Consider the following 20074-nt stretch of genomic DNA (forward strand, 5'->3'; position numbering starts at 1 on the left):
GGTTCAGGCTTCCGGTTTAAAGTGTTTTTTAGTTAATCGCGTCGGCTGGTGATTTGCAGGGTCATCCGGCCACACATGTTTCGGGTAGCGCCCTTTCATTTCTTTCTGCACTTCGCGGTAAGCGCCTTGCCAGAACCCTGCTAAGTCTTGCGTAATTTGCAGCGGCCTTTGTGCCGGGCTCAATAGCTCAACCACCAAGGTCACTTTGCCATCTGCGATAGTCGGTGATGTCGCCTGCCCATACATTTCCTGCATTCTGACCGCCAAGACCGGTTTTTGTCCCTGTTGATAGCGAATAGCGTAGCGTGAGCCTGTTGGTACTTCGTAAGTCTCCGGCAGCAATTGGTTAAGCTGTTTGGTGATGTCCCAGCCAAACCAAGCTTCCAGTGCACTGAAGAAGTCGATTTTCTTCAAATCCTTCAAGCTACGAACCCCGTTCATAAACGGTGCCAGCCAATCGTCGAGCGATCCCAACAGCGCAGATTCATCAAGCGGAGGCAGCGAAATGGCTAATTCCCAGCTTTGCGCACATCGCGCCCGGTTCAAAAGGCTTACCGCTTTGTCTGACATCGGTAATGATGTTTCGCCTTTTCGCTTAATCGCCTCAATCAGCGCACGGGTCAGCATGTCATCACTTAATCGTGCTATCGCTTTTTTAGCGACAACGATGTCGCCGCAGCAAAGGTGTTCCTCGGCGACCAGCGCGCCTTTCTTTTCGTCCCAGTCTACCCATTCACGTTCAGAAAACAGTGAAGGAAGACGGGTTTGCAACGTTGAAAAATCCGTACGAACGGCGGTAAAAATAAGGCTATCACCCTGCACCACACTCATTAAATCCACGGCAATTAACGCTTCTTCCCCTGAGAGTGGATGATCGGCATCGAGTTGCGCCCCATGGCCATTACTTAATAAGAAGCGACCATTGTTGCCGCGGGATTTGGCAATCCGATCCGGCCACGCTGCAGCAGCAAGTATCGGCAACCAGTCACCGGATAAATCCTCCGACAGTGTGCACTTCATTCTTGCAGCCAATTGTGCGGCACGCTGGCGGCCGGTCGGCTTTTTCATTGCCATCATCAATTGAAGGCGCAAATCAGGGTCGGCTTTGCCTCGCGGTGGTTCTTCTGCCCAGGCTGCCAACCAGCAGGCAGTGGAAGTGGCTTCCTCATCAAACGCCTTTGCCGCTATAAGCATTGCACCAAGACGGGCATCTGTTCCCAGCTCAGTCACCTGCTTGCCTTTGTGTGTCAGCGCATTGTGTTCATCAAGAATATCCAGCTGTCGCAATAGGGTAACGGCTTGCTGCCAATGTTGGGTCGGCGGAAGGTCAAGCCATTGCAAATCTTCCGGCGCACAGCCCCACTGCACGATTTCCAGCACCAGTTGCATCAAATCACTGGTGACGATTTCAGGATCCGGCACCGCCCGCATCCGCTGGAATGTTTCTTCACTGTATAGACGTAGACAAAGGCCCGCTGATAAGCGACCTGCCCGCCCCATCCGCTGAATCGCAGACGAGCGCGCAATCTGCACCGTTTCGAGTTTGGTGATGCCCGTTTTGCGGTTAAAACGCGCGACGCGTTCAAGCCCTGAATCCACCACCAAACGAATGCCTTCAATCGTCAAACTGGTTTCTGCAATGTTGGTTGCAAGTACCACCTTACGCTGACCTTTCGGTGCTGGTGCGATCGCAGCTTGTTGTTCTTTGGCATTCATCTGACCAAACAGCGGGCAAACCATTACACCATGGGGTACTTTCGATTCCAACGCTTCAGCGACGCGGGAGATTTCTCCTGTGCCTGGCAAAAACACCAGCGCTGAACCCTCTTCTTTCTGCATCAATTTCGCAACGGCAGACGCCACTAAACTCTCATAGCCATATTGTTTGGCGATCGGCTGATAACGCACATCAACCGGAAAGCTTCGCCCTTCGGACATCAGTACCCTGGCTTCAGGTAGCAGGGTCGTTAGCGCCGCATCATCCAGTGTCGCTGACATCACCAGCAAGGTTAAATCATCACGAAGCGCGCCCTGTACATCCAAAGAGAGCGCCAGCGCAAGATCTGCATGAAGGTTGCGCTCATGGAATTCATCGAAAACCACCAAACTCACACCATCGAGTTCTGGGTCAGATTGGATCATTCTTGTCAGTACGCCTTCAGTGACGATCTCAAGGCGGGTTTTGTCACTGACACGGGTCTCTCCACGCACACGTAAACCTACCGTCTCACCCACTTTTTCACCGCACTGGGAAGCCAGAAAGCGGGCAATGTTTCTTGCCGCCAGACGACGGGGTTCCAGCAGGATGATTTTTCCTTCGAAAACATTTTGCTCCAGCAGCACCTGCGGCAATCTTGTCGATTTACCTGCCCCTGGCGGCGCTTTAAGAATCACTTGCGAAGATTGGGTCAGTGCGGAGATCACGTCATCTAAGACGCTGTCGATAGGGAGCTGTGACAATGGAAAGGCCTTTATGTCAGAATTACGCGAACAGTATACCCAAATCACGCAAGGATGCAGGACGTTGAGCAAGGAAACGCGAAGGCTCTTCTTCGCTTTGGATTTTAGCGACAAGCACAACGCCAACAGCCGCAGCGCCATTGTTGCGCTTAAGCAAATACTGGCCGAGCACGGTCGGCCCGTTCCCGATGATAATCTCCATATTACCCTGGCGTTTCTCGGCGAAGTCGACAATCTTGCCTATCGCGCGCTGTGTGAGGCTGCAGATAAAATATCGCTTCCAGCCATCTCCACCCAAACCACAGAAACCGGTGAATTCCCCAAACAGGGCATCCTCTGGCTTGGGATTGAGGAGAATGCCACATTAAGCACATTGGCCTGCCAGCTACAAGAGGCTGCCGCCAAGATCTTAGGTCGCTCTGCAGAACATAACTTCGTGCCGCACATCACCTTAGCGCGCCGAGCCAGACCGACAGAAAACCGACGTTCGCTTCGAACGCCAATCACTTTTTATCACTTCGGCATTTATGCATCAGTACCAGCTAAAAATGGGCACGGCGTACATTATCAATGCCTGAATAGTTGGACATTAACCCGTTGATATTCGTCGGTATATTTATCAAGGACAACCATGAAATTTGACCCTCCATTACAACCGGCCACCTTAATCCGTCGCTATAAACGTTTTCTTGCCGACGTGACATTAGCGGATGGTTCTGAAGTCACCATGCACTGTGCGAACACAGGTGCCATGACGGGTTGCGCCACACCGGGGGATACCGTGTGGTACTCCACTTCTGACAATCCCAAGCGTAAATATGCCAACAGCTGGGAGCTGACAGAAACTCGACAAGGGCACCTTATTTGCATTAATACTGTACAGGCTAACCGTCTGGTGGTGGAAGCGATCAAAGAGAATGTTGTGGCGGAATTGCAGGGTTATGAAACCCTTCGTACCGAAGTACCGTATGGTGAAGAGAAGAGCCGCATCGACATCCTGCTTCAATCACCGGACAAAAAAGACTGCTATATAGAGGTGAAAAGTGTCACGTTATTGGAAGAAGATGGACAAGGCTTCTTCCCGGATACTGTCACCACTCGGGGTCAGAAACACTTACGGGAATTGGGCGTGCTCGCCCAACAAGGAAAACGCGCGGTGCTGTTTTTTGCCGTGCTTCATTCTGGAATTGAGAAGGTGTCAGCGGCAAAACACATAGATGCGGTCTATAATCAGCTACTTATAGACGCTCAGGCACTTGGTGTGGAAATTCTGTGTTACCAAACGACACTTTCATCAGTCCATATGAGCATAAATAAACGGGTCCCGTTCTCCCAGAATTGAGAAAAAATGTAGGCATCTTCACACTGGGATGACAAGAGGCAAAAACAAAGATTGCCTCATTATAGGGTTTCTGATATAGATACCGCCCTCTTTTGACCGAGCAGGTCAGGGTGTATTTAGGAGAACGCTTAATGCCAGAGAGCAAAGTAAAGAAATCGCTGGGCATCCTGGCTACGGCCGGGTTAGAACCTTACCAAGAGAAGGCTGGCGAGGAGTACATGAATGAGCAACAAGTTGATCATTTCCGTAAAATCCTCCAAGCGTGGCGTAATCAACTCAGGGAAGAAGTTGACCGTACTGTTCATCACATGCAAGACGAAGCGGCTAATTTCCCAGATCCTGTTGACCGTGCGGCACAGGAAGAAGAATTCAGCCTGGAATTGCGTAACCGCGACCGCGAACGCAAGCTGATCAAGAAGATCGACAAAACCCTTCAGCGTCTGGAAGACGATGATTTCGGTTTCTGTGATTCTTGTGGTGTTGAAATCGGTGTACGTCGCCTTGAAGCCCGTCCTACTGCGGATCTATGTATTGACTGCAAAACCCTTGCAGAAATCAAAGAAAAGCAAATGGCAGGCTAAGCCTACCGCTTTACCGAGATTCATGGCAAAAAGGGAGCTAAGGCTCCCTTTTTCCTTTTTCAGAGAAACAGAAAATGCAATACGTCGGGCGATTCGCCCCTTCGCCATCAGGCCCCCTGCATTTTGGGTCCTTGGTGGCAGCGCTGGGAAGCTACCTTCAGGCCAAAGCCCATCAAGGTAAATGGTTGGTTCGTATCGAAGATATCGATCCGCCAAGGGAAGTTGCCGGGGCGGCTGATGCCATTCTAAAAACTTTGGACGCCTACGGCCTTCATTGGGATGACGGCATTCTTTACCAGCATGATCGCTACGATGCGTATCAAGCGCAGATAGAGCACTGGCTAAGAAACGGCGAAACTTACTTCTGCCAATGCACCCGACGCCAGATAAAAGACGCGGGTGGCATTTACCCCGGCACCTGCCGACACCGTACGCTGGATGCTGACGGCTCTGCCGTTCGTGTCTGCATTGATAGCCCGGTGACAGAGTTTGTCGATATCAAACATGGCGTGATACCACTCGACGCTGCGATGGCGGCGGAAGACTTTATTATTAAGCGCCGTGATGGGCTTTATGCCTACAACCTGGCGGTGGTGATGGACGATATTCATCAAGGTGTCACAGAGGTCGTTCGTGGCGCGGATCTTATTGAGCCGACGGGAAGACAGGTTTCTCTTTATCAAAAACTGGGCGCACCTCAGGTGAGTTATTTACACTTGCCACTTGCACTCAACGCCGACGGTAATAAGCTTTCTAAGCAAAACCATGCACCGGCCATCGACAACACCCACCCAGGTCCCGCCCTTGAAGCTGCATTGGCATTTTTAGGGCACCCTGTTCCTGCTGAATTACAGGGGGCTCCGGTGGCAGAACTGCTCCTTTGGGGCGAGAAAAACTGGCAGATAAACAAGCTGCCAAATGAGACGGAAGTGATTACAGCTTTCTAAAATACGGAGCGGTGATATATCATATGCCGTCGTTTTTATGGCCCGACCTGTCAGATACGAGGTGAGTTATCTTTAATCGAGTTACCAGCTTTTGCCGTAAGGTATTGAATCGCGATAATAAAACACGCGCGATTGATGACCTGAAGCTAGAAGTTATTCCACGCCAAGAGCACGGTATATCAAGAAAAGATATCAGCGAAAATGCGCTGAAGGTGCTCTATCGCCTGAATAAAGCAGGCTTTGAAGCATACCTCGTTGGTGGTGGTGTGCGTGATTTGCTGCTGAATAAACAGCCAAAAGATTTCGATATCGCGACCAACGCGACGCCGGAAGAAGTGCGTAAGCTGTTCAGAAACTGCCGCCTGGTTGGCCGCCGTTTCCGTCTGGCACATATTCTCTTCGGTCGTGACGTGATTGAAGTGGCGACCTTCCGCGGTCACCACGGCGCTGATAAAGGTGATAAGTCTGCCAGCCAGTCGAATGACGGCATGCTGCTGCGTGACAACGTTTACGGCACCATCGATGAAGATGCAGAGCGCCGTGACTTCACCGTCAATGCCCTTTACTACAACATTGATGACTTCTCGGTACGCGATTATGCAGGTGGTGTTGAAGACCTGAAAAACCGCGTGATCCGCCTCATTGGCGATCCGGAAACCCGTTACCGTGAAGACCCGGTTCGTATGCTGCGTGCAGTGCGCTTTGCCGCGAAGCTCGACATGCAAATTAACGAAGCAACAGCGGCGCCAATTCCTGCGCTGGCTCACCTGCTTCGTGATATTCCTGCCGCCCGTCTGTTTGAAGAAAGCCTCAAGCTTTTGCAATCCGGCAACGGTTTGGACACCTATCGCTTGCTGCGCGACTACAACCTCTTTTCGCCACTGTTCCCGATTTTGGATGAGCATTTCACCGAAGATCGCAGCAGTAAATGCGAAAAGATGTTGGAGCTGGTACTGAAATCTACCGACGATCGTGTTGCTAATGACCAGCGCATCAATCCAGCCTTTATGTATGCCGCCATGCTGTGGTACCCGCTGGAAACCCGCGCAGAAGAAATCGCCTTCGAAAGTGGCTTGAGCTACTACGACGCCTTTATGGTCGCGGCCAATGACATCCTGGATGAGCAGGTGAAGAGCATCGCGATCCCGCGCCGCTTCACTGCAATGATCCGTGATATCTGGCAATTGCAGCTTCGCTTAAGCCGTCGCTCAGGTAACCGCGCTTACAAACTGCTGGAACAAAACAAGTTCCGTGCTGCGTTCGATTTCCTTGAAATGCGTGGCAAGATTGAAGGCGGACAACTGGAAGAGCTCGCCACTTGGTGGGATGACTTCCAAAGAGCAAACCGTGACGATCGCCATGACATGGTACAGGTGCTGAACAAGGCCAGTGCGGCGAAAAAGACCCGACGCCGCCGTAAAACCAAGCCTCGCAGCCGAAAGCCTAAACCGAAGTCGAATACAGAATCATGATCCGCGCTTACATTGCTATAGGCAGTAACTTAGGTAACCCGGTAGAGAAAGCCCAACATGCGATTGAGGCACTGAAACATCTGCCGGGTACCCGCTTTGTCTGTACATCTTCGCTCTATAGCAGTAAGCCGATGGGTCCCGCCGACCAGCCCGATTATGTGAATGCGGTTGCAGCCATTGACACCGAGCTTCAACCGTTAGATCTTCTTGATCATACACAGCGCATTGAGCTGGAGTTCGGCCGCGAGCGTAAAGATGAACGCTGGGGACCACGAACTCTGGACTTGGATATCCTGCTGTATGGGGATCTCCAGCTGGAAAGTGAACGGTTAACCGTTCCACACTACGGGATGAAAGTACGTGAATTCGTGCTTTACCCTCTCGCCGAAATAGCCCCTGACTTGCAGCTGCCTGATGGCAGTGCTGTCGCAGAGCTGGTCGCTGTCACGGATAAAAACGGCCTGACTGCCCTCGCGTAAGCACACCCGCCTAGGCACCGAAACAAAACAAGCAGGGTTTGGGAGACAAGATGAAAAAAATTACGATTAGTACCTTAATGGCATGGAAGCAGGAAGGACGTAAATTTGCTTCGGCAACTGCTTATGACGCCAGTTTTGCCCAATTGTTTGAAGAGCAGGAAATGCCTGTGTTGCTGGTTGGCGACTCACTGGGCATGGTTTTGCAAGGAAAGAGTGACACCCTTTCAGTCACGATTGACGAAATCGCTTATCACACGCGCAGCGTGCGTGCAGGGAGCCCAAATAGCCTTCTGATGGCCGACATGCCATTTATGTCATTTGCCACGCCAGAAGAAGCCTGCAAGAACGCAGCCGTTCTAATGCAAGCAGGCGCCAACATGGTGAAAGTGGAAGGTGGCGCTTGGCTGGCTGATACCATCACTATGCTGACCCAACGCGCTGTGCCTGTTTGTGCGCACCTTGGCCTGACCCCTCAATCCATTAATATCTTCGGTGGCTTTAAAATTCAGGGCCGCGAAGAGGAAAAAGCAGAGCAAATGGTTCAGGACGCATTGGCTCTTGAAAAAGCCGGTGCTCAGGTCATCTTGCTGGAATGCGTGCCAAAAGCGCTGGCTGCGCGCATCACTGATGCTGTCCGCGTACCCGTGATTGGTATTGGCGCAGGCAATGCGACAGACGGACAGATTCTGGTGATGCACGACATGTTCGGCATCTCTGCTAACTACATCCCACGTTTTTCCAAAAACTACCTGAAAGAAACGGGCGACATGCGTCTGGCTGTGTCCCGTTACATTGAAGAAGTGGCAAGCGGCGAGTTCCCTGGCCCAGAGCAGACGTTTAACTGAGGAATGCCGATACATGCAAGTAATCGCTGAGATTGCCCCACTCCGTGAACAGGTTCAGCAATGGCGCCGTGAAGGCCAGCGCATTGCGTTTGTCCCTACCATGGGTCACCTGCACGACGGTCACCTCACTCTGGTTCGCAGAGCCCGTGAGAATGCCGATGTAGTGGTTGTTAGCATCTTCGTTAACCCAATGCAGTTTGATAAAGCAGATGATTTGGCCGCGTATCCACGCACGCTGGATGAAGACATTGCCAAACTGAACACTGAAGGGGTTGAGGTGGTATTCACCCCGACCGCCGACATCATGTACCCCAATGGCATGGACAATCACGCATTTGTGGATGTTCCGGGCCTTTCCGGTGTGCTCGAAGGCGCTTCCCGCCCAGGCCACTTTAAAGGCGTAGCAACCGTTGTTTCCAAGCTGTTCAATATGGTTCAGCCGGATGTGGCTTGCTTTGGTGAGAAAGACTTCCAGCAACTGGCTGTGATTAAAAAGATGGTGGACGATCTTTGCCTGCCTATCGAAATCATTCCTGTTGCCACAGTGCGTGAAATGGATGGGCTTGCCATGAGCAGCCGTAATACCCGTTTGACCGTCGATGAGCGTCAACGTGCGCCAGTGCTGGCAAAAACCCTGCGCTGGATTAGTAGCCAAATGCGTGGTGGCCGTAGCGACTACAGCGAACTGGTGCTTGACGGTAACGACCAGCTGCGCGCAGCAGGTCTGGAGCCTGACGAGATTTTCATCCGCGATGCCAACACCCTGCAACCTATCAGCGAGCACACTTCTAAAGCCGTAATTCTGGCAGCTGCTTTCCTGAGCCAGGTGAGACTTATCGACAACCTTACTGTTGATTTGACCCCGCAGGTCACGGACGACAGCGAAGAGTAATACAGTCGCACTCACACTCAGATATAAAAAACCGCCGGAAGGCGGTTTTTTATACTCATTTCGCGCTTAGCTTCGAAGGCCAATACCACGACTGATGAGATACCATGCCAGTGTATACAGTCCGACGACAAACAGACTTAATACCGCAAATGACGTCACGATATTCACATCGGACACACCCAAGAAGCCATATCGGAACGCGTTCACCATATAGACGATTGGGTTGAGTTTCGACACGCCCTGCCAGAATTCTGGCAGCAGGGAGAGCGAATAAAACACCCCACCGAGATAAGTCAACGGTGTCAGTACGAAGGTCGGAATAATGCTGATGTCATCGAAGGTCTTCGCAAACACGGCGTTAATCAGCCCACCAAGTGAAAAGACCACCGATGTCATAATCACCGTTGCCACTATCACGCCCAGATGAGCAATCTCTAGGTCGACAAAAAACAGCGACACCATGGAGACCATCACCCCAACCGCCAAGCCTCTTGCCACACCGCCGCCGACATAACCGGCGATCATGATGTAGTTCGGTACAGGCGCAACCATGAGCTCTTCAATGTTCCGGTGCATTTTGGCACTGAAAAAGGAAGAGGCCACGTTGGAGTAAGAGTTGGTGATCACCGACATCATGATAAGACCCGGTACGATGTAAGCCATGTAACTGAAGCCGCCCATTTCACCAATCCGGCTGCCAATCAGGTTACCGAAGATGATGAAATACAAGGTCATCGTAATGGCAGGAGGCACCAGCGTTTGCACCCAGATGCGGGTAAAGCGGGTCACTTCCTTGATGATAAGGCTTTAAAAGCCACCCAGTAAAGTTTATTCATGCTTTGGCCTCCGCATTTTCGCGCACCAGCGTCACGAACAACTCTTCCAATCGGTTGGCTTTGTTTCTCATCGAAAGCACCTGGATACCTTGCGCGGTCAACTGTTCAAAGACCGTGTTCAGGCCGGTGTGTTTATGCACATCAACTTCCAGTGTGTGGTCATCGACTTGCACCCACTGAACGCCTTCCAAGCTTTTTACAGAGCTGTCCGGCGCCAAATCCAGAACAAAGGTTTCCACGTCCAGTTTCTTCAAAAGCGCTTTCATCGAGGTGTCTTCAATCAGCTCACCACGGTTGATGATGCCGATATTGCGACACAGCATTTCCGCTTCTTCGAGATAGTGGGTGGTCAGGATGATAGTGATGCCCTGCCTGTTGATTTCCTGCAGGAAAGTCCACATCGAGCGGCGCAGTTCAATATCTACACCCGCTGTAGGCTCATCCAGAATAAGCAGTTTTGGCTCGTGCATCAGGGCGCGCGCAATCATCAGACGGCGCTTCATGCCGCCAGAAAGATTACGGGCAGATTCGTTGCGCTTTTCCCAAAGATCGAGCTGGGTGAGGTATTTTTTAGCGCGGCGCTTGGCTTCTTCACGCTCTACGCCGTAGTACCCAGCCTGATTAACAACGATTTGTTCCACTTTCTCGAACTGGTTGAAATTAAACTCCTGCGGCACCAGTCCAATTTGTTTTTTTGCTTCGACCAGCTGGGTGTCGATGTCGTAACCGAAAATCTTCACCTTACCGGAAGTCTTATTAACCAGTGAACTGACGATACCAATCGTCGTGGATTTTCCGGCACCGTTAGGACCAAGCAGGGCGTAAAAATCGCCCTCCTCAACCGATAAAGACACCCCTTTAAGCGCTTTGACATCTGTGCCATATACCTTGACCAGATTGTCGATCTCAATTGCTTTCATAAGTGTTATTTATTCTTTTATGGCATGACTTCCGTTAGCCGCTTGGCAGCACTGAGCGCATCGTAACGGGAGTCGAACATGTGCGTGTCAGCGACCCAGTCGCCAACATGAAGGCGTTTTAGCTGTTCTGTGGTCTGCTCATGAGGACTGAGCAAGAACACAGTACAATTCGCTTCGCGGGCATCGGCAATGGCGTTTTCCAGCGCGAGACCCACTGTCATGTCAATCAGAGGCACATCACTCAAATCCAGGATCATAACGCGATAATCGCCGATACTGGTGTGTTGTCGGGAGATGGCTTTGGACACGCTGAAGATCATTGGGCCGGAGAGATAGAAAAACAACACCTTTCCATCAGAATTATCTAATAAATCTCGCTCTTCATCTGTCAAAGGAACATCATCTTCATCCGCATCACTGATGGCTTTCACCTGCTTCGCCTGCTCTCGGCTGAGCCTTTCAATCACGATCACGTTGGAAATGAAAACACCCAAGCCAACAGCAACAATCAAATCGACAAAGACAGTTAGCGCCATCACACCATACATAATGGCCGTTTGGTGCTTACTCACTTTGTGGGCGCGCTGCAGGAAACTCCAGTCAAGAATGTTAATGCCCACATAGAGTGCGATACCAGCCAACACAGCCATTGGAATCGGCTCTGTCAGGAAGCCTGCGACCAATACCACTGCCGCGAGAATAAGGGCACGAACAATCCCTGCCAATGGTGATCGAGCGCCAACTTGAACGTTCACCACAGTACCCATGGTGGCACCGGCACCTGGCAGTGCTCCGAACATACCCGAGATAATATTCGCAATACCCTGACCACGAAGCTCCTTGTCAGAGTTATGCTCTTCTCGGGTCAGTGAATCTGCAATCACTGCCGTCAGCAGCGTATCGATACAACCCAGGGTACCCAGCACCAGCGCATCAATCACCATAGTGGTGAGCTGTTCTGGGGTAAAAGTCGGGAACACAATCGACGGCAAACCTGTCGGAATTTCACCGATACGGCGAATACTCTCGATATCAAAGAAAATGACAGATAACAGGGTTACCAGTACCAGCGCAACGAGCTGGGCAGGAATGTACTTACGGTATTTTTTCGGAAAGTAAAACAGAATGCCTAGTGTCAGAAGGCCGAGGAAGAGCTCTTTGAAACTCAGGTTCGAGACGGTTTCGGGTAATGCCTGAATCGTTCCCAGCACGCCGCCAGGAGGTGCTGCCTGCCCCATCAATGGGCTAATTTGCAGCAGTATCAGTATCACACCAATACCGGACATAAAACCGGATACCACGCTGTATGGCATTAAAGTGACGTACTTACCCAGCTTCAGCGTGCCCAGCAAAACCTGAAAGGCACCTGCCATCATGACGACAGTAAAGGCCATTGCCATGCCCGTTTCCGGATACCTCGCCATCATAGAGGTGAGGACAGCCGTCATAATGACCGTCATCGGGCCGGTCGGCTCAGAAATCAGTGTAGAGGATCCGCCAAACAGCGCAGCAAACAAACCAACGAGAATAGCGCCCCAAAGACCTGCTTCTGCACCAGCGCCGGAGGCGACACCAAATGCAAGCGCGAGGGGAAGAGAAATGATGGCAGTAGTGACACCGCCGAAAATGTCGCCTTTCAGGCTCCAGTGTTTGAATCGGTCTAAATTCACAACTTGCTCCCTTTTAATACTTCCTTTTTGGCAAGCTACAGAACTGCCTACTTGGGCAATTCGCTCCTTTTTGATGCATTCAAGCCAGACTGAAACGCACCTTTACCCTAACCCTCCGCCGTTTGGCGGTTGGTAGATACCCAAATGGTTAGCGGGGAGGAGATAAAGCGCGCCCTAGTATACCGATCAATTACGGTAACAGGGATCTGTTATATCAACCATACTGCTGGTAGGAGGAGCTAAAATGTTGAGTAGAAAGTGTTAAATTGTATCTAAATATGATCTTTTGTGGTGTATAGTTGCTCGCAGAATTTTTTAGGGGGCGCCATGGCTCAAATTAAGCAGCTTCTTTCGAATAATGTGAAATGGTCCAAAACCATCAAAGAAGACAATCCGGCTTACTTTGCGGAATTAGCAAAATCCCAGCACCCTGAATATCTATGGATAGGTTGTGCTGACAGTCGCGTACCGGCGGAGCGTCTGACAGGTCTGGACTCGGGTGAGCTATTCGTTCACCGAAACGTGGCCAATCAAGTTGTCCATACTGATCTTAACTGCCTTTCTGTGGTTCAGTATGCTGTTGACGTGCTTCAGGTAAAACACATCATTGTGTGTGGCCATTACCGCTGTGGCGGTGTTCATGCTGCTATCGAAAACCCTGAGCTTGGCCTCATCAATAACTGGCTACTTCATATCCGCGATCTTTACCGCAAGCATAAGCGCTTCTTGAGCGCCCTTTCTTTAGAAGAGCAAGGTAACAAGCTTTGCGAAATCAATGTTGCTGAGCAGGTTTATAATCTGGGCAACTCCACCATACTGCGCGCGGCTTGGGAGCGTGGGCAGGACGTGAAGATTCACGGTTGGTTCTATGACATCAGTGATGGTGTGCTGAAGGATTTGGGAATGACAGCAAATAGCGTTGCGACATTGGAAGCGGGCTATGAGTCAGCCATGTCAGAGCTCATTCCTGAATAACCCCTGAAATACCCAGACACAAAAAAAGCGACCAATTGGTCGCTTTTTTCATGGCTGTCAGGTAATTAACCTTCCAGTGGTACCACTTTACCGATGTACGGCAGGTGGCGATATTTCTGAGCATAGTCGATGCCCACACCCACGACGAATTCGTCAGGGATTTTGAAGCCATACCAATCTACATGTACATCGACTTCACGACGCTCTGGTTTGTCGAGCAGCGTACAGATGCGGATAGATTTAGGCTCACGAATAGACAGGATTTCGCATACTTTGCTCAGGGTGTTACCAGTGTCGATAATATCTTCCACCAGCAACACATCTTTCCCTTTGATGTCGTCATCCAGATCTTTCAGGATACGCACATCACGGGTACTTTCCATCGCATTGCCGTAGCTTGATGCTGTCATGAAGTCGACTGAATGAGGCAGCTCAATGGCACGCGCCAGATCCGCCATGAATACAAAAGAACCACGCAACAGGCCAACCATGACCAGGTCCTGAGAATCTTTATAGTGCTCAGTGATTTCAGCACCCAACGCCTTCACACGCTGTTGGACTTCTTGCTCTGAAATCATCACTTCTACGGTATGTTTCATTTTAACCCTCGACGGCTATCCGCCAGACTACCTGTGTAAATGAGGTCGGACATTCTACCACTGCCGCCTGCTCAAGCCTACTCTCGATGCACGTCAAAATTTCGACGCTCCATAGCGTCAAGCCGTTGTTAAGCAACTTGTTGCTGTTGTACACTTCGCAAGCAGTTGTTATTTAGCGTGTTACATCAATATAAAGTTTGTCCGATATAGGCAGACTAAATTCGTTATAAGTTGGCAGGAACCAGGATGACTACATCAAGTGGACGTACAAGAACCCGTTTGTCGCCTGAGCAGAGGAAGGAACAACTGCTCGGCTATGCACTGGAAGTGTTTTCCAAGCGTGGCATCGGGCGTGCAGGGCATGCAGATATCGCAGATATGGCGCAAGTCTCTGTGGCAACCGTATTTAATTACTTCCCAACCCGGGAAGATCTCGTCGAAGCCGTACTCAAAGAAGCAGAAAAAGAGTTTCAACAGATTATTGCCCGCCACCTTCACTTGGGTAAAAACCACGTTCGTAATTCATTGTCGTTCGTGACTTCCGCGGTGATCGACGCGGCGCTGGCAGACAAAGAATGGCTGAAAGTCTGGTACGAGTGGAGCACATCTATCCGCGAAGACATCTGGCCAAATTTTGTGGAAGGCAAAAACGTGGTTTTGGAGCAATACACCGCCCTATTCAATCACGGCATTCAAGAAGGTGTGATCCCAGAGCGTCGCTCAGCCATTGAGCTGGCCCGACTCTTTGACGGCGTATGCTACATTCTTTATCTTCAAACTAACCAGCAACCGGATAAAGAAGCATTGATTCGTCAGGCAGATGGTTACATTGACATGCTTTGCGGCCACTAAGTCCCGCAAGCAACCAAGAAAAAACCGGCTTACGCCGGTTTTTTGTATTCTATGTCAACTCACTCAAATTAGGAGGCTTCAAACAGCACCGGTGGGTGTGGTCTGATATCGAGTCTTACCTTGTCACCCATATCCAAAAGCTGGTTAGAGTAAACCATTAAGCTTTGTCCATTCACATCCACGAGATAACGGCAACTGTCACCCATAAACTGCACATCACTCACTACACCATTGCCAGAATCATCTGGGGTAATCGAGAGGTTTTGTGGGCGGATAAGCCATTCCAAATCGCTGCCATTGGCGGCTTGTTCTACTGGCCACTCGCCCAATGGCGTATACATTTTTCTGTCGCCATTTACAGATACCGGCACATATGAGCCGTGTCCCAGAAAATCTGCCACAAAACGGCTGCTTGGGCTGTAGTAAAGCTCGGTTGCGCCACCGTATTGCTCAATTACACCTTTATTCATCACCGCCAATTTATCGGCGAAAGCAAAGGCTTCTTCTCGACTGTGGGTGACGAAAATAGCCGTCACACCCTGCTCTTTGAAAATCTTGCGGATTTCTTTGATCAGACTGTGTCGCACTTGCGTGTCGATATTGGAAAAAGGTTCATCCAGTAACAGAAGGTCTGGCTTGCCAGCCAACGCGCGAGCAATCGCAACACGCTGTTGTTGACCGCCGGAGAGTTGATGTGGATAGCGGCTTTCGAGACCATCCAGTTTTACCAACGCCAGCATTTCTTGGACACGTGCATGGGTGGCCGATTTGTCCCAACCTTTCAGGCCGAACGACACATTCTCTGCCACCGTTAGGTGTGGGAACAGGGCATAGTCCTGAAAAATCATGCCGATATTGCGCTGCTCAGGCGGCACATTCAGCGAGGGTCCTACAATCTGACGGCAATTAATCATCATCTCGCCACTGTCTAAAGGCAACAGGCCAGCGATGGCTTTCAGCAGAGTCGTTTTCCCGCAGCCGCTTGCCCCGAGTAGGCAGACAATTTCGCCTTTTTCGACGCGGAAAGTGAGGTCATTCAGCACTGCCTGGCCGTTATAACGACAAATCAGATTGCTTACAGTCAGTGCACAACTCATGAGTGGCTTTGCTCCAAAGAACGGTTAATCATGATCAGAGGGATGAGTCCAACCAACACCAGTAATACTGCTGGTAACGCTGCATATTCAAGGTGTTCGTCGGAAGCATAGTTAAAGACATAGGTCGCCAGCGTTTCGAAATTGAAAGGGCGAAGCAACAATGCCGCATTAAGCTCTTTCATCGATTCAATAAATACCAGCAGCATGGCAATCAAACAGCCACGGCGAATAAGAGGTAATTGCACGCGCTGAATCATGCTACGTACATTACAGCCCATGGTGCGCGCAGCCATATCCAGCGACGGTGAAACCTTTGCAAGACTCGATTCAACACTGCCGATTGCAACCGCACTGAAACGTACCACAAATGCCGTCAACATGGCGAACATAGTGCCGGAAAGAAGGAGTCCCGGACGTCCCCAATCCATGGCTTTAGCAATATCATTGATAATGTGATCAGCACTGGTCAGGAAAATCAGCACACCTATCGCCAACACAGTCCCTGGTACCGCATACCCCATTGAGGCGATACGAATAGGCACATTACTCGCAGCGCGGCCGGACAGACGCTTATAGAAATTCACCAATAGCGCAATAATCAATGCCAGTACGGCAGCAATTGCCGACACATAAAGGCTGTTCACACTGTATTGTGCAAAATCTTCCACCGAACTGCTGGAATGATAATCCCACGCATAGATAAGAAGTTGGCCAAGCGGCGCGATAAACGCGATGGTGAAAAGCCCCCAGCACCATACTGTCGCCAGCACTTTGTATTTGCCTCGAAGCGGTGATTTGGCAATGGTATCCGGCGTAACATTCTGACTGAAAAGCTTTTGCTTGCGGCGGCTATAGCGCTCACTGCTGATCAGCACAAAATCACCACCAGCATGATGGCAGAGATTTTCGCCGCGGCATTGAGGTTGGAATACCCCAGCCAAGTATCGTATACCGCCGTTGTCAGCGTGCTCACTGCGAAATAGGAAACGGTACCGAAATCACCCAGCGCTTCCATGGCAACCAGCGAAGCTCCAACTGCAATAGCAGGACGGGCAAGCGGCAGTGAAACACGGAAAAAGCTCTGTGTCGGTGTGCAGCCAAGCAGGCGTGCAGATTGGGTCAACGTCAGGCTTTGTTCCATAAAAGCCGCTCGGGCAAGAAGATAGATATAGGGATACAGCACTAAAGCCAGTACAAAGCATGCACCAGGCAAAGTGCGTAAATCAGGGAACCAGTATTGCGCGGCTGAAGTCCACCCGGTCAGATCTCGTAACAGGAGCTGGATGGGGCCAGCAAAGTCAAACCAATCGGTATAGATATAACCAACGATATAGCCGGGCATCGCAAGGGGAAGTACCAAAGCCCACTGCAGCCAGCGATCACCGGGAATGGCATAGTTGGCCATCAACCAGGCTGAGGGAATGCCCATTAAAAGGGAAAGAGAAACAGTGCCTAAAACCAATAACGCGGTATTGAGCGTGTAAGTACCCATCACCGTAGACATCAGGTGACCAAAGACTTCGTCGGATTCACCAAGCGAAGTGTAAAAAATTGCCAAAATAGGCAAAACCAGCAGCAGGGAAAACACCCAACTACTGGCTTTCAAAAATCGATTCTGTTCTAACATTGCCTACAACATTATGGCGTCAGAATGCAGTAAGGGGGAACCAAGTTCCCCCTTCACCATTACAGGTCGAATTTCACTTCATCAAGAAGCTTCATCGCTGTTGCGTAGTTATCCGCAATGGTTTCAAGTGGCAGATCGTCTGCAGTGTATTCACCCCAAGATGCCACCAGCTCAGAGCTTGCAACGCCCGGCTTAACTGGCTCTTCGTAGTTCACTTCCGCGTACATCTTTTGTGCCGCATCTGACGTCAGGTACTCCATCAGTTTTTGTGCGTTTTCTTTGTTTGGCGAGTATTTCGCCATCGCCATACCGCTGATGTTCACGTGTGTGCCGTCAGCTTTTTGGCCAGGGTAGTTCAGGTATACACTCTCAGCCCAAGGGATTTGCTTCTCGTCTGCCAGCATTTTACCCAGGTAGTAGCTGTTACCCAGAGACACGTCACACAGACCTTCAGAGATCGCTTTGACTTGTGCACGGTCGTTACCCTGTGGTTTACGAGCCAGATTCGCTTTCACGCCTTCCAGCCACTCTTTTGCTTCTGCTTCGCCATGGTTAGCAATGATAGAAGCAATCAGGGAGACATTGTACGGATGCTTACCAGAGCGTGTACAGATTTTTCCTTTGAATTCAGGCTTCGCCAGATCCATGTAATCAAAGTCCGCACCCAGTTGACCTACACGGTCACGGGAAGAGTATACCGCGCGAGAACGCGTAGTCAGGGCAAACCAGCGGTCTTCACCATCACGGTATTGTGCTGGTACGTTTTCATCAATGATGTTGCTATCAACAGGTTGAACCAGATCTTTATTTACCAACTCCATCAGACGAGAGATATCAACGGTCAGCAGAACGTCAGCCGGGCTGTATTCGCCTTCCTGCTCAACTTTCTCAGCCATACCTTTCTTAGCAAACTTTACGTTTACCTTGATACCTGTCTCCTTGGTGAACTGGTCAAGCATTGGCTCAATCAGAAACGGCTGACGGTAAGAGTATACGTTCACTTCTTCTGCAGCTTGCGCTACGCCTGTACCCATAACTCCAAACATCAGTGCTGATGCAGTCAACAGCTTTTTCATATCCTTGATTCCCTAAAGTGCAAATTCAAATGAGAACGTTTATCAATGCGATTAGTATACACACCAAATATGCGTATGCAATACGTTATGTAACCGATAAATAGCAAAAAGCCCCGCATCCAAAGGATGCAGGGCTTGGTAAGCACCTAGAAATGTTACATATTATTTCACGCTAACAAACTCTGGGTAAGCATCAACACCACAGTCGTGGAAGTCCATGCCTTCAAGTTCTTCTTCTTCACCTACACGGATACCCATGGTGGCTTTCAGCACTGCCCAAACCGCCAGGCTTGCACCGAATACCCAAGCAAAGATAACTGCTGCACCGAAGATTTGTGCGCCGAAAGTCGCGTCAGCGTTGCTGAAAGGTACTGCCAGCAGACCAAACAGACCACAAGTACCGTGTACAGAGATAGCACCTACTGGATCATCAATCTTCAGTTTATCCAGACCAACGATACTGATAACCACCAGTGCACCAGACAGACCACCGATAGTCAGTGCCGCGACTGGAGATGGTGACAGTGGGTCAGCAGTAATCGCTACCAGACCAGCCAACGCACCGTTCAATACCATTGTCAGGTCAGCTTTACCCCAAGTGGCTTTACACACTGCCAGTGCCACAATAGCACCAGCCGCCGCTGCCGCATTGGTGTTCAGGAAGATTTGACCAACCGCTGTTGCGTTTTCAAAATCTGACACCATCAGCTGAGAACCGCCGTTGAAGCCGAACCAACCGAACCACAGGATGAAAGTACCCAAGGTTGCCAATGGCAGGTTTGAACCCGGAATTGGGTAGATTTGACCGTTCTTGCCGTATTTGCCTTTACGTGCACCCAGCAGAAGAACACCTGCCAATGCCGCTGCAGCACCCGCCATATGAACAATACCTGAACCTGCGAAGTCGCTGAAACCTGCTTCTGACAGGAAGCCACCGCCCCACGTCCAGTAACCTTCCATTGGGTAAATAAACGCTGTCAGTACAACAGAGAACGCCAGGAAAGCCCAAAGCTTCATACGTTCAGCTACTGCACCAGAAACCACAGACATTGCAGTTGCTACGAAGACAACCTGGAAGAAAAAGTCAGATTCAAGAGAGTGGTCCGCACCTTCGCTTTGAGTACCAATCAAGGCACCGAACGATGGCAGCCAGCCGCCTTCCGTGTTGTCGACATACATGATGTTGTAACCCACCAGCAGGTAAGTCGTACATGCAATTGCATACAGACAAACGTTCTTGGTGAGAATTTCCGTGGTGTTTTTAGAACGCACCAGACCAGCTTCCAGCATGGCAAAACCTGCCGCCATCCACATGACCAGTGCACCTGAAATTAAAAAGAAAAAGGTATCGAGCGCATAACGCAGCTCTGTCACAGTTGTAGTCAGTTCCATCTTTCTTACTCC

17 protein-coding genes and 2 pseudogenes are annotated in these 20074 nt (G+C 50.4%); 10 read left to right on the top strand and 9 right to left on the bottom strand.

Annotated features, from left to right (window positions below):
* Positions 1–3: 3 nt before the first annotated feature.
* Positions 4–2460, bottom strand: a complete 2457-nt coding sequence (gene hrpB, locus G5S52_RS10930; protein ID WP_165013503.1) for an ATP-dependent helicase HrpB — start codon at positions 2458–2460, stop codon at positions 4–6.
* A 13-nt stretch (positions 2461–2473) separates the two neighbouring features.
* On the opposite strand from hrpB, the gene thpR reads away from it, so the two are divergent.
* The 8 genes from thpR (at position 2474) to panC (ending at position 9018) form a co-directional block, all read left to right on the top strand.
* Positions 2474–3061, top strand: a complete 588-nt coding sequence (thpR, locus tag G5S52_RS10935) for an RNA 2',3'-cyclic phosphodiesterase (RefSeq protein ID WP_165013505.1) — start codon at positions 2474–2476, stop codon at positions 3059–3061.
* 30 nt (positions 3062–3091) lie between these two features.
* A complete protein-coding gene (sfsA, locus tag G5S52_RS10940; protein ID WP_165013507.1) occupies positions 3092–3802 on the top strand; it encodes a DNA/RNA nuclease SfsA in 711 nt (236 codons plus the stop codon).
* A 131-nt stretch (positions 3803–3933) separates the two neighbouring features.
* Positions 3934–4383: an RNA polymerase-binding protein DksA gene (dksA, locus tag G5S52_RS10945; protein ID WP_165013509.1), complete on the top strand. Its 450-nt coding sequence runs from the start codon at positions 3934–3936 to the stop codon at positions 4381–4383.
* Between the two features lie 74 nt (positions 4384–4457).
* Positions 4458–5330: a tRNA glutamyl-Q(34) synthetase GluQRS gene (gene gluQRS, locus G5S52_RS10950; protein ID WP_165013511.1), complete on the top strand. Its 873-nt coding sequence runs from the start codon at positions 4458–4460 to the stop codon at positions 5328–5330.
* Positions 5331–5398: 68 nt separating this feature from the next.
* Positions 5399–6802 carry a polynucleotide adenylyltransferase PcnB gene (gene pcnB, locus G5S52_RS10955; protein WP_083939849.1) on the top strand — a complete coding sequence of 468 codons (1404 nt, stop codon included), beginning with the start codon at positions 5399–5401 and terminating at the stop codon, positions 6800–6802.
* Positions 6799–7281 (top strand): 2-amino-4-hydroxy-6-hydroxymethyldihydropteridine diphosphokinase, encoded by a 483-nt coding sequence (gene folK, locus G5S52_RS10960; protein ID WP_046304378.1) that lies wholly within the window; start codon positions 6799–6801, stop codon positions 7279–7281. The genes pcnB and folK overlap by 4 nt, the downstream gene beginning before the upstream one ends.
* A 50-nt stretch (positions 7282–7331) precedes the next feature.
* Positions 7332–8126 carry a 3-methyl-2-oxobutanoate hydroxymethyltransferase gene (gene panB, locus G5S52_RS10965; RefSeq protein ID WP_002537440.1) on the top strand — a complete coding sequence of 265 codons (795 nt, stop codon included), beginning with the start codon at positions 7332–7334 and terminating at the stop codon, positions 8124–8126.
* A gap of 13 nt (positions 8127–8139) precedes the next feature.
* A complete protein-coding gene (panC, locus tag G5S52_RS10970) occupies positions 8140–9018 on the top strand; it encodes a pantoate--beta-alanine ligase (RefSeq protein WP_046304379.1) in 879 nt (292 codons plus the stop codon).
* 66 nt (positions 9019–9084) lie between these two features.
* Here the strand turns inward: panC and G5S52_RS10975 are convergent.
* The 3 genes and pseudogenes from G5S52_RS10975 to G5S52_RS10985 all read right to left on the bottom strand — a co-directional run bounded on the left by G5S52_RS10975 (position 9085) and on the right by G5S52_RS10985 (position 12444).
* Positions 9085–9854 (bottom strand): annotated as a pseudogene (locus G5S52_RS10975) (ABC transporter permease).
* Entirely contained in the window at positions 9851–10774 is a 924-nt protein-coding gene (locus tag G5S52_RS10980; RefSeq protein WP_165013513.1) for an ABC transporter ATP-binding protein, read from the bottom strand. Before G5S52_RS10980 ends, G5S52_RS10975 begins: the two are co-directional and overlap by 4 nt.
* A gap of 17 nt (positions 10775–10791) precedes the next feature.
* On the bottom strand, positions 10792–12444 hold the full coding sequence (locus G5S52_RS10985; RefSeq protein ID WP_165013515.1) for a SulP family inorganic anion transporter: 1653 nt from the start codon (positions 12442–12444) through the stop codon (positions 10792–10794).
* 327 nt (positions 12445–12771) lie between these two features.
* On the opposite strand from G5S52_RS10985, the gene can reads away from it, so the two are divergent.
* The gene (gene can, locus G5S52_RS10990; protein WP_165013517.1) at positions 12772–13419 is read left to right on the top strand and encodes a carbonate dehydratase; all 648 of its coding nucleotides are present in this window, start codon (positions 12772–12774) and stop codon (positions 13417–13419) included.
* 65 nt (positions 13420–13484) lie between these two features.
* Here can and hpt read toward each other — a convergent pair whose 3' ends face one another.
* On the bottom strand, positions 13485–14018 hold the full coding sequence (gene hpt, locus G5S52_RS10995) for a hypoxanthine phosphoribosyltransferase (protein WP_002537431.1): 534 nt from the start codon (positions 14016–14018) through the stop codon (positions 13485–13487).
* Positions 14019–14264: 246 nt separating this feature from the next.
* On the opposite strand from hpt, the gene G5S52_RS11000 reads away from it, so the two are divergent.
* Entirely contained in the window at positions 14265–14870 is a 606-nt protein-coding gene (locus G5S52_RS11000) for a TetR/AcrR family transcriptional regulator (RefSeq protein ID WP_046304382.1), read from the top strand.
* 68 nt (positions 14871–14938) lie between these two features.
* On the opposite strand, the gene G5S52_RS11005 is transcribed toward G5S52_RS11000, so the two are convergent.
* The 4 genes and pseudogenes from G5S52_RS11005 to G5S52_RS11020 form a co-directional block, all read right to left on the bottom strand.
* Positions 14939–15967, bottom strand: coding sequence for an ABC transporter ATP-binding protein (locus G5S52_RS11005; RefSeq protein ID WP_165013519.1), 1029 nt, complete (start codon positions 15965–15967; stop codon positions 14939–14941).
* Positions 15964–17594, bottom strand: a pseudogene (locus tag G5S52_RS11010) (ABC transporter permease). The gene G5S52_RS11005 and the pseudogene G5S52_RS11010 overlap by 4 nt, the downstream one beginning before the upstream one ends.
* A gap of 59 nt (positions 17595–17653) precedes the next feature.
* Entirely contained in the window at positions 17654–18670 is a 1017-nt protein-coding gene (locus G5S52_RS11015) for a Fe(3+) ABC transporter substrate-binding protein (protein ID WP_062666059.1), read from the bottom strand.
* Positions 18671–18832: 162 nt separating this feature from the next.
* Positions 18833–20062, bottom strand: a complete 1230-nt coding sequence (locus tag G5S52_RS11020) for an ammonium transporter (protein WP_002537422.1) — start codon at positions 20060–20062, stop codon at positions 18833–18835.
* Positions 20063–20074: the final 12 nt, after the last annotated feature.

Origin of the sequence: Grimontia sedimenti (assembly GCF_011045095.1) — a bacterium.
Classification (GTDB): domain Bacteria; phylum Pseudomonadota; class Gammaproteobacteria; order Enterobacterales; family Vibrionaceae; genus Enterovibrio; species Enterovibrio sedimenti.

What these genes read in the sequence shown, in the direction of transcription:
- thpR (WP_165013505.1), top strand. Translation starts at nt 2,474, where the DNA reads ATGTCAGAATTACGCGAACAGTATACCCAAATCACGCAAGGATGCAGG.
- sfsA (WP_165013507.1), top strand. Translation starts at nt 3,092, where the DNA reads ATGAAATTTGACCCTCCATTACAACCGGCCACCTTAATCCGTCGCTAT.
- dksA (WP_165013509.1), top strand. Translation starts at nt 3,934, where the DNA reads ATGCCAGAGAGCAAAGTAAAGAAATCGCTGGGCATCCTGGCTACGGCC.
- gluQRS (WP_165013511.1), top strand. Translation starts at nt 4,458, where the DNA reads ATGCAATACGTCGGGCGATTCGCCCCTTCGCCATCAGGCCCCCTGCAT.
- folK (WP_046304378.1), top strand. Translation starts at nt 6,799, where the DNA reads ATGATCCGCGCTTACATTGCTATAGGCAGTAACTTAGGTAACCCGGTA.
- panB (WP_002537440.1), top strand. Translation starts at nt 7,332, where the DNA reads ATGAAAAAAATTACGATTAGTACCTTAATGGCATGGAAGCAGGAAGGA.
- panC (WP_046304379.1), top strand. Translation starts at nt 8,140, where the DNA reads ATGCAAGTAATCGCTGAGATTGCCCCACTCCGTGAACAGGTTCAGCAA.
- G5S52_RS10980 (WP_165013513.1), bottom strand. Translation starts at nt 10,774, where the DNA reads ATGAAAGCAATTGAGATCGACAATCTGGTCAAGGTATATGGCACAGAT.
- can (WP_165013517.1), top strand. Translation starts at nt 12,772, where the DNA reads ATGGCTCAAATTAAGCAGCTTCTTTCGAATAATGTGAAATGGTCCAAA.
- hpt (WP_002537431.1), bottom strand. Translation starts at nt 14,018, where the DNA reads ATGAAACATACCGTAGAAGTGATGATTTCAGAGCAAGAAGTCCAACAG.
- G5S52_RS11000 (WP_046304382.1), top strand. Translation starts at nt 14,265, where the DNA reads ATGACTACATCAAGTGGACGTACAAGAACCCGTTTGTCGCCTGAGCAG.
- G5S52_RS11005 (WP_165013519.1), bottom strand. Translation starts at nt 15,967, where the DNA reads ATGAGTTGTGCACTGACTGTAAGCAATCTGATTTGTCGTTATAACGGC.
- G5S52_RS11015 (WP_062666059.1), bottom strand. Translation starts at nt 18,670, where the DNA reads ATGAAAAAGCTGTTGACTGCATCAGCACTGATGTTTGGAGTTATGGGT.
- G5S52_RS11020 (WP_002537422.1), bottom strand. Translation starts at nt 20,062, where the DNA reads ATGGAACTGACTACAACTGTGACAGAGCTGCGTTATGCGCTCGATACC.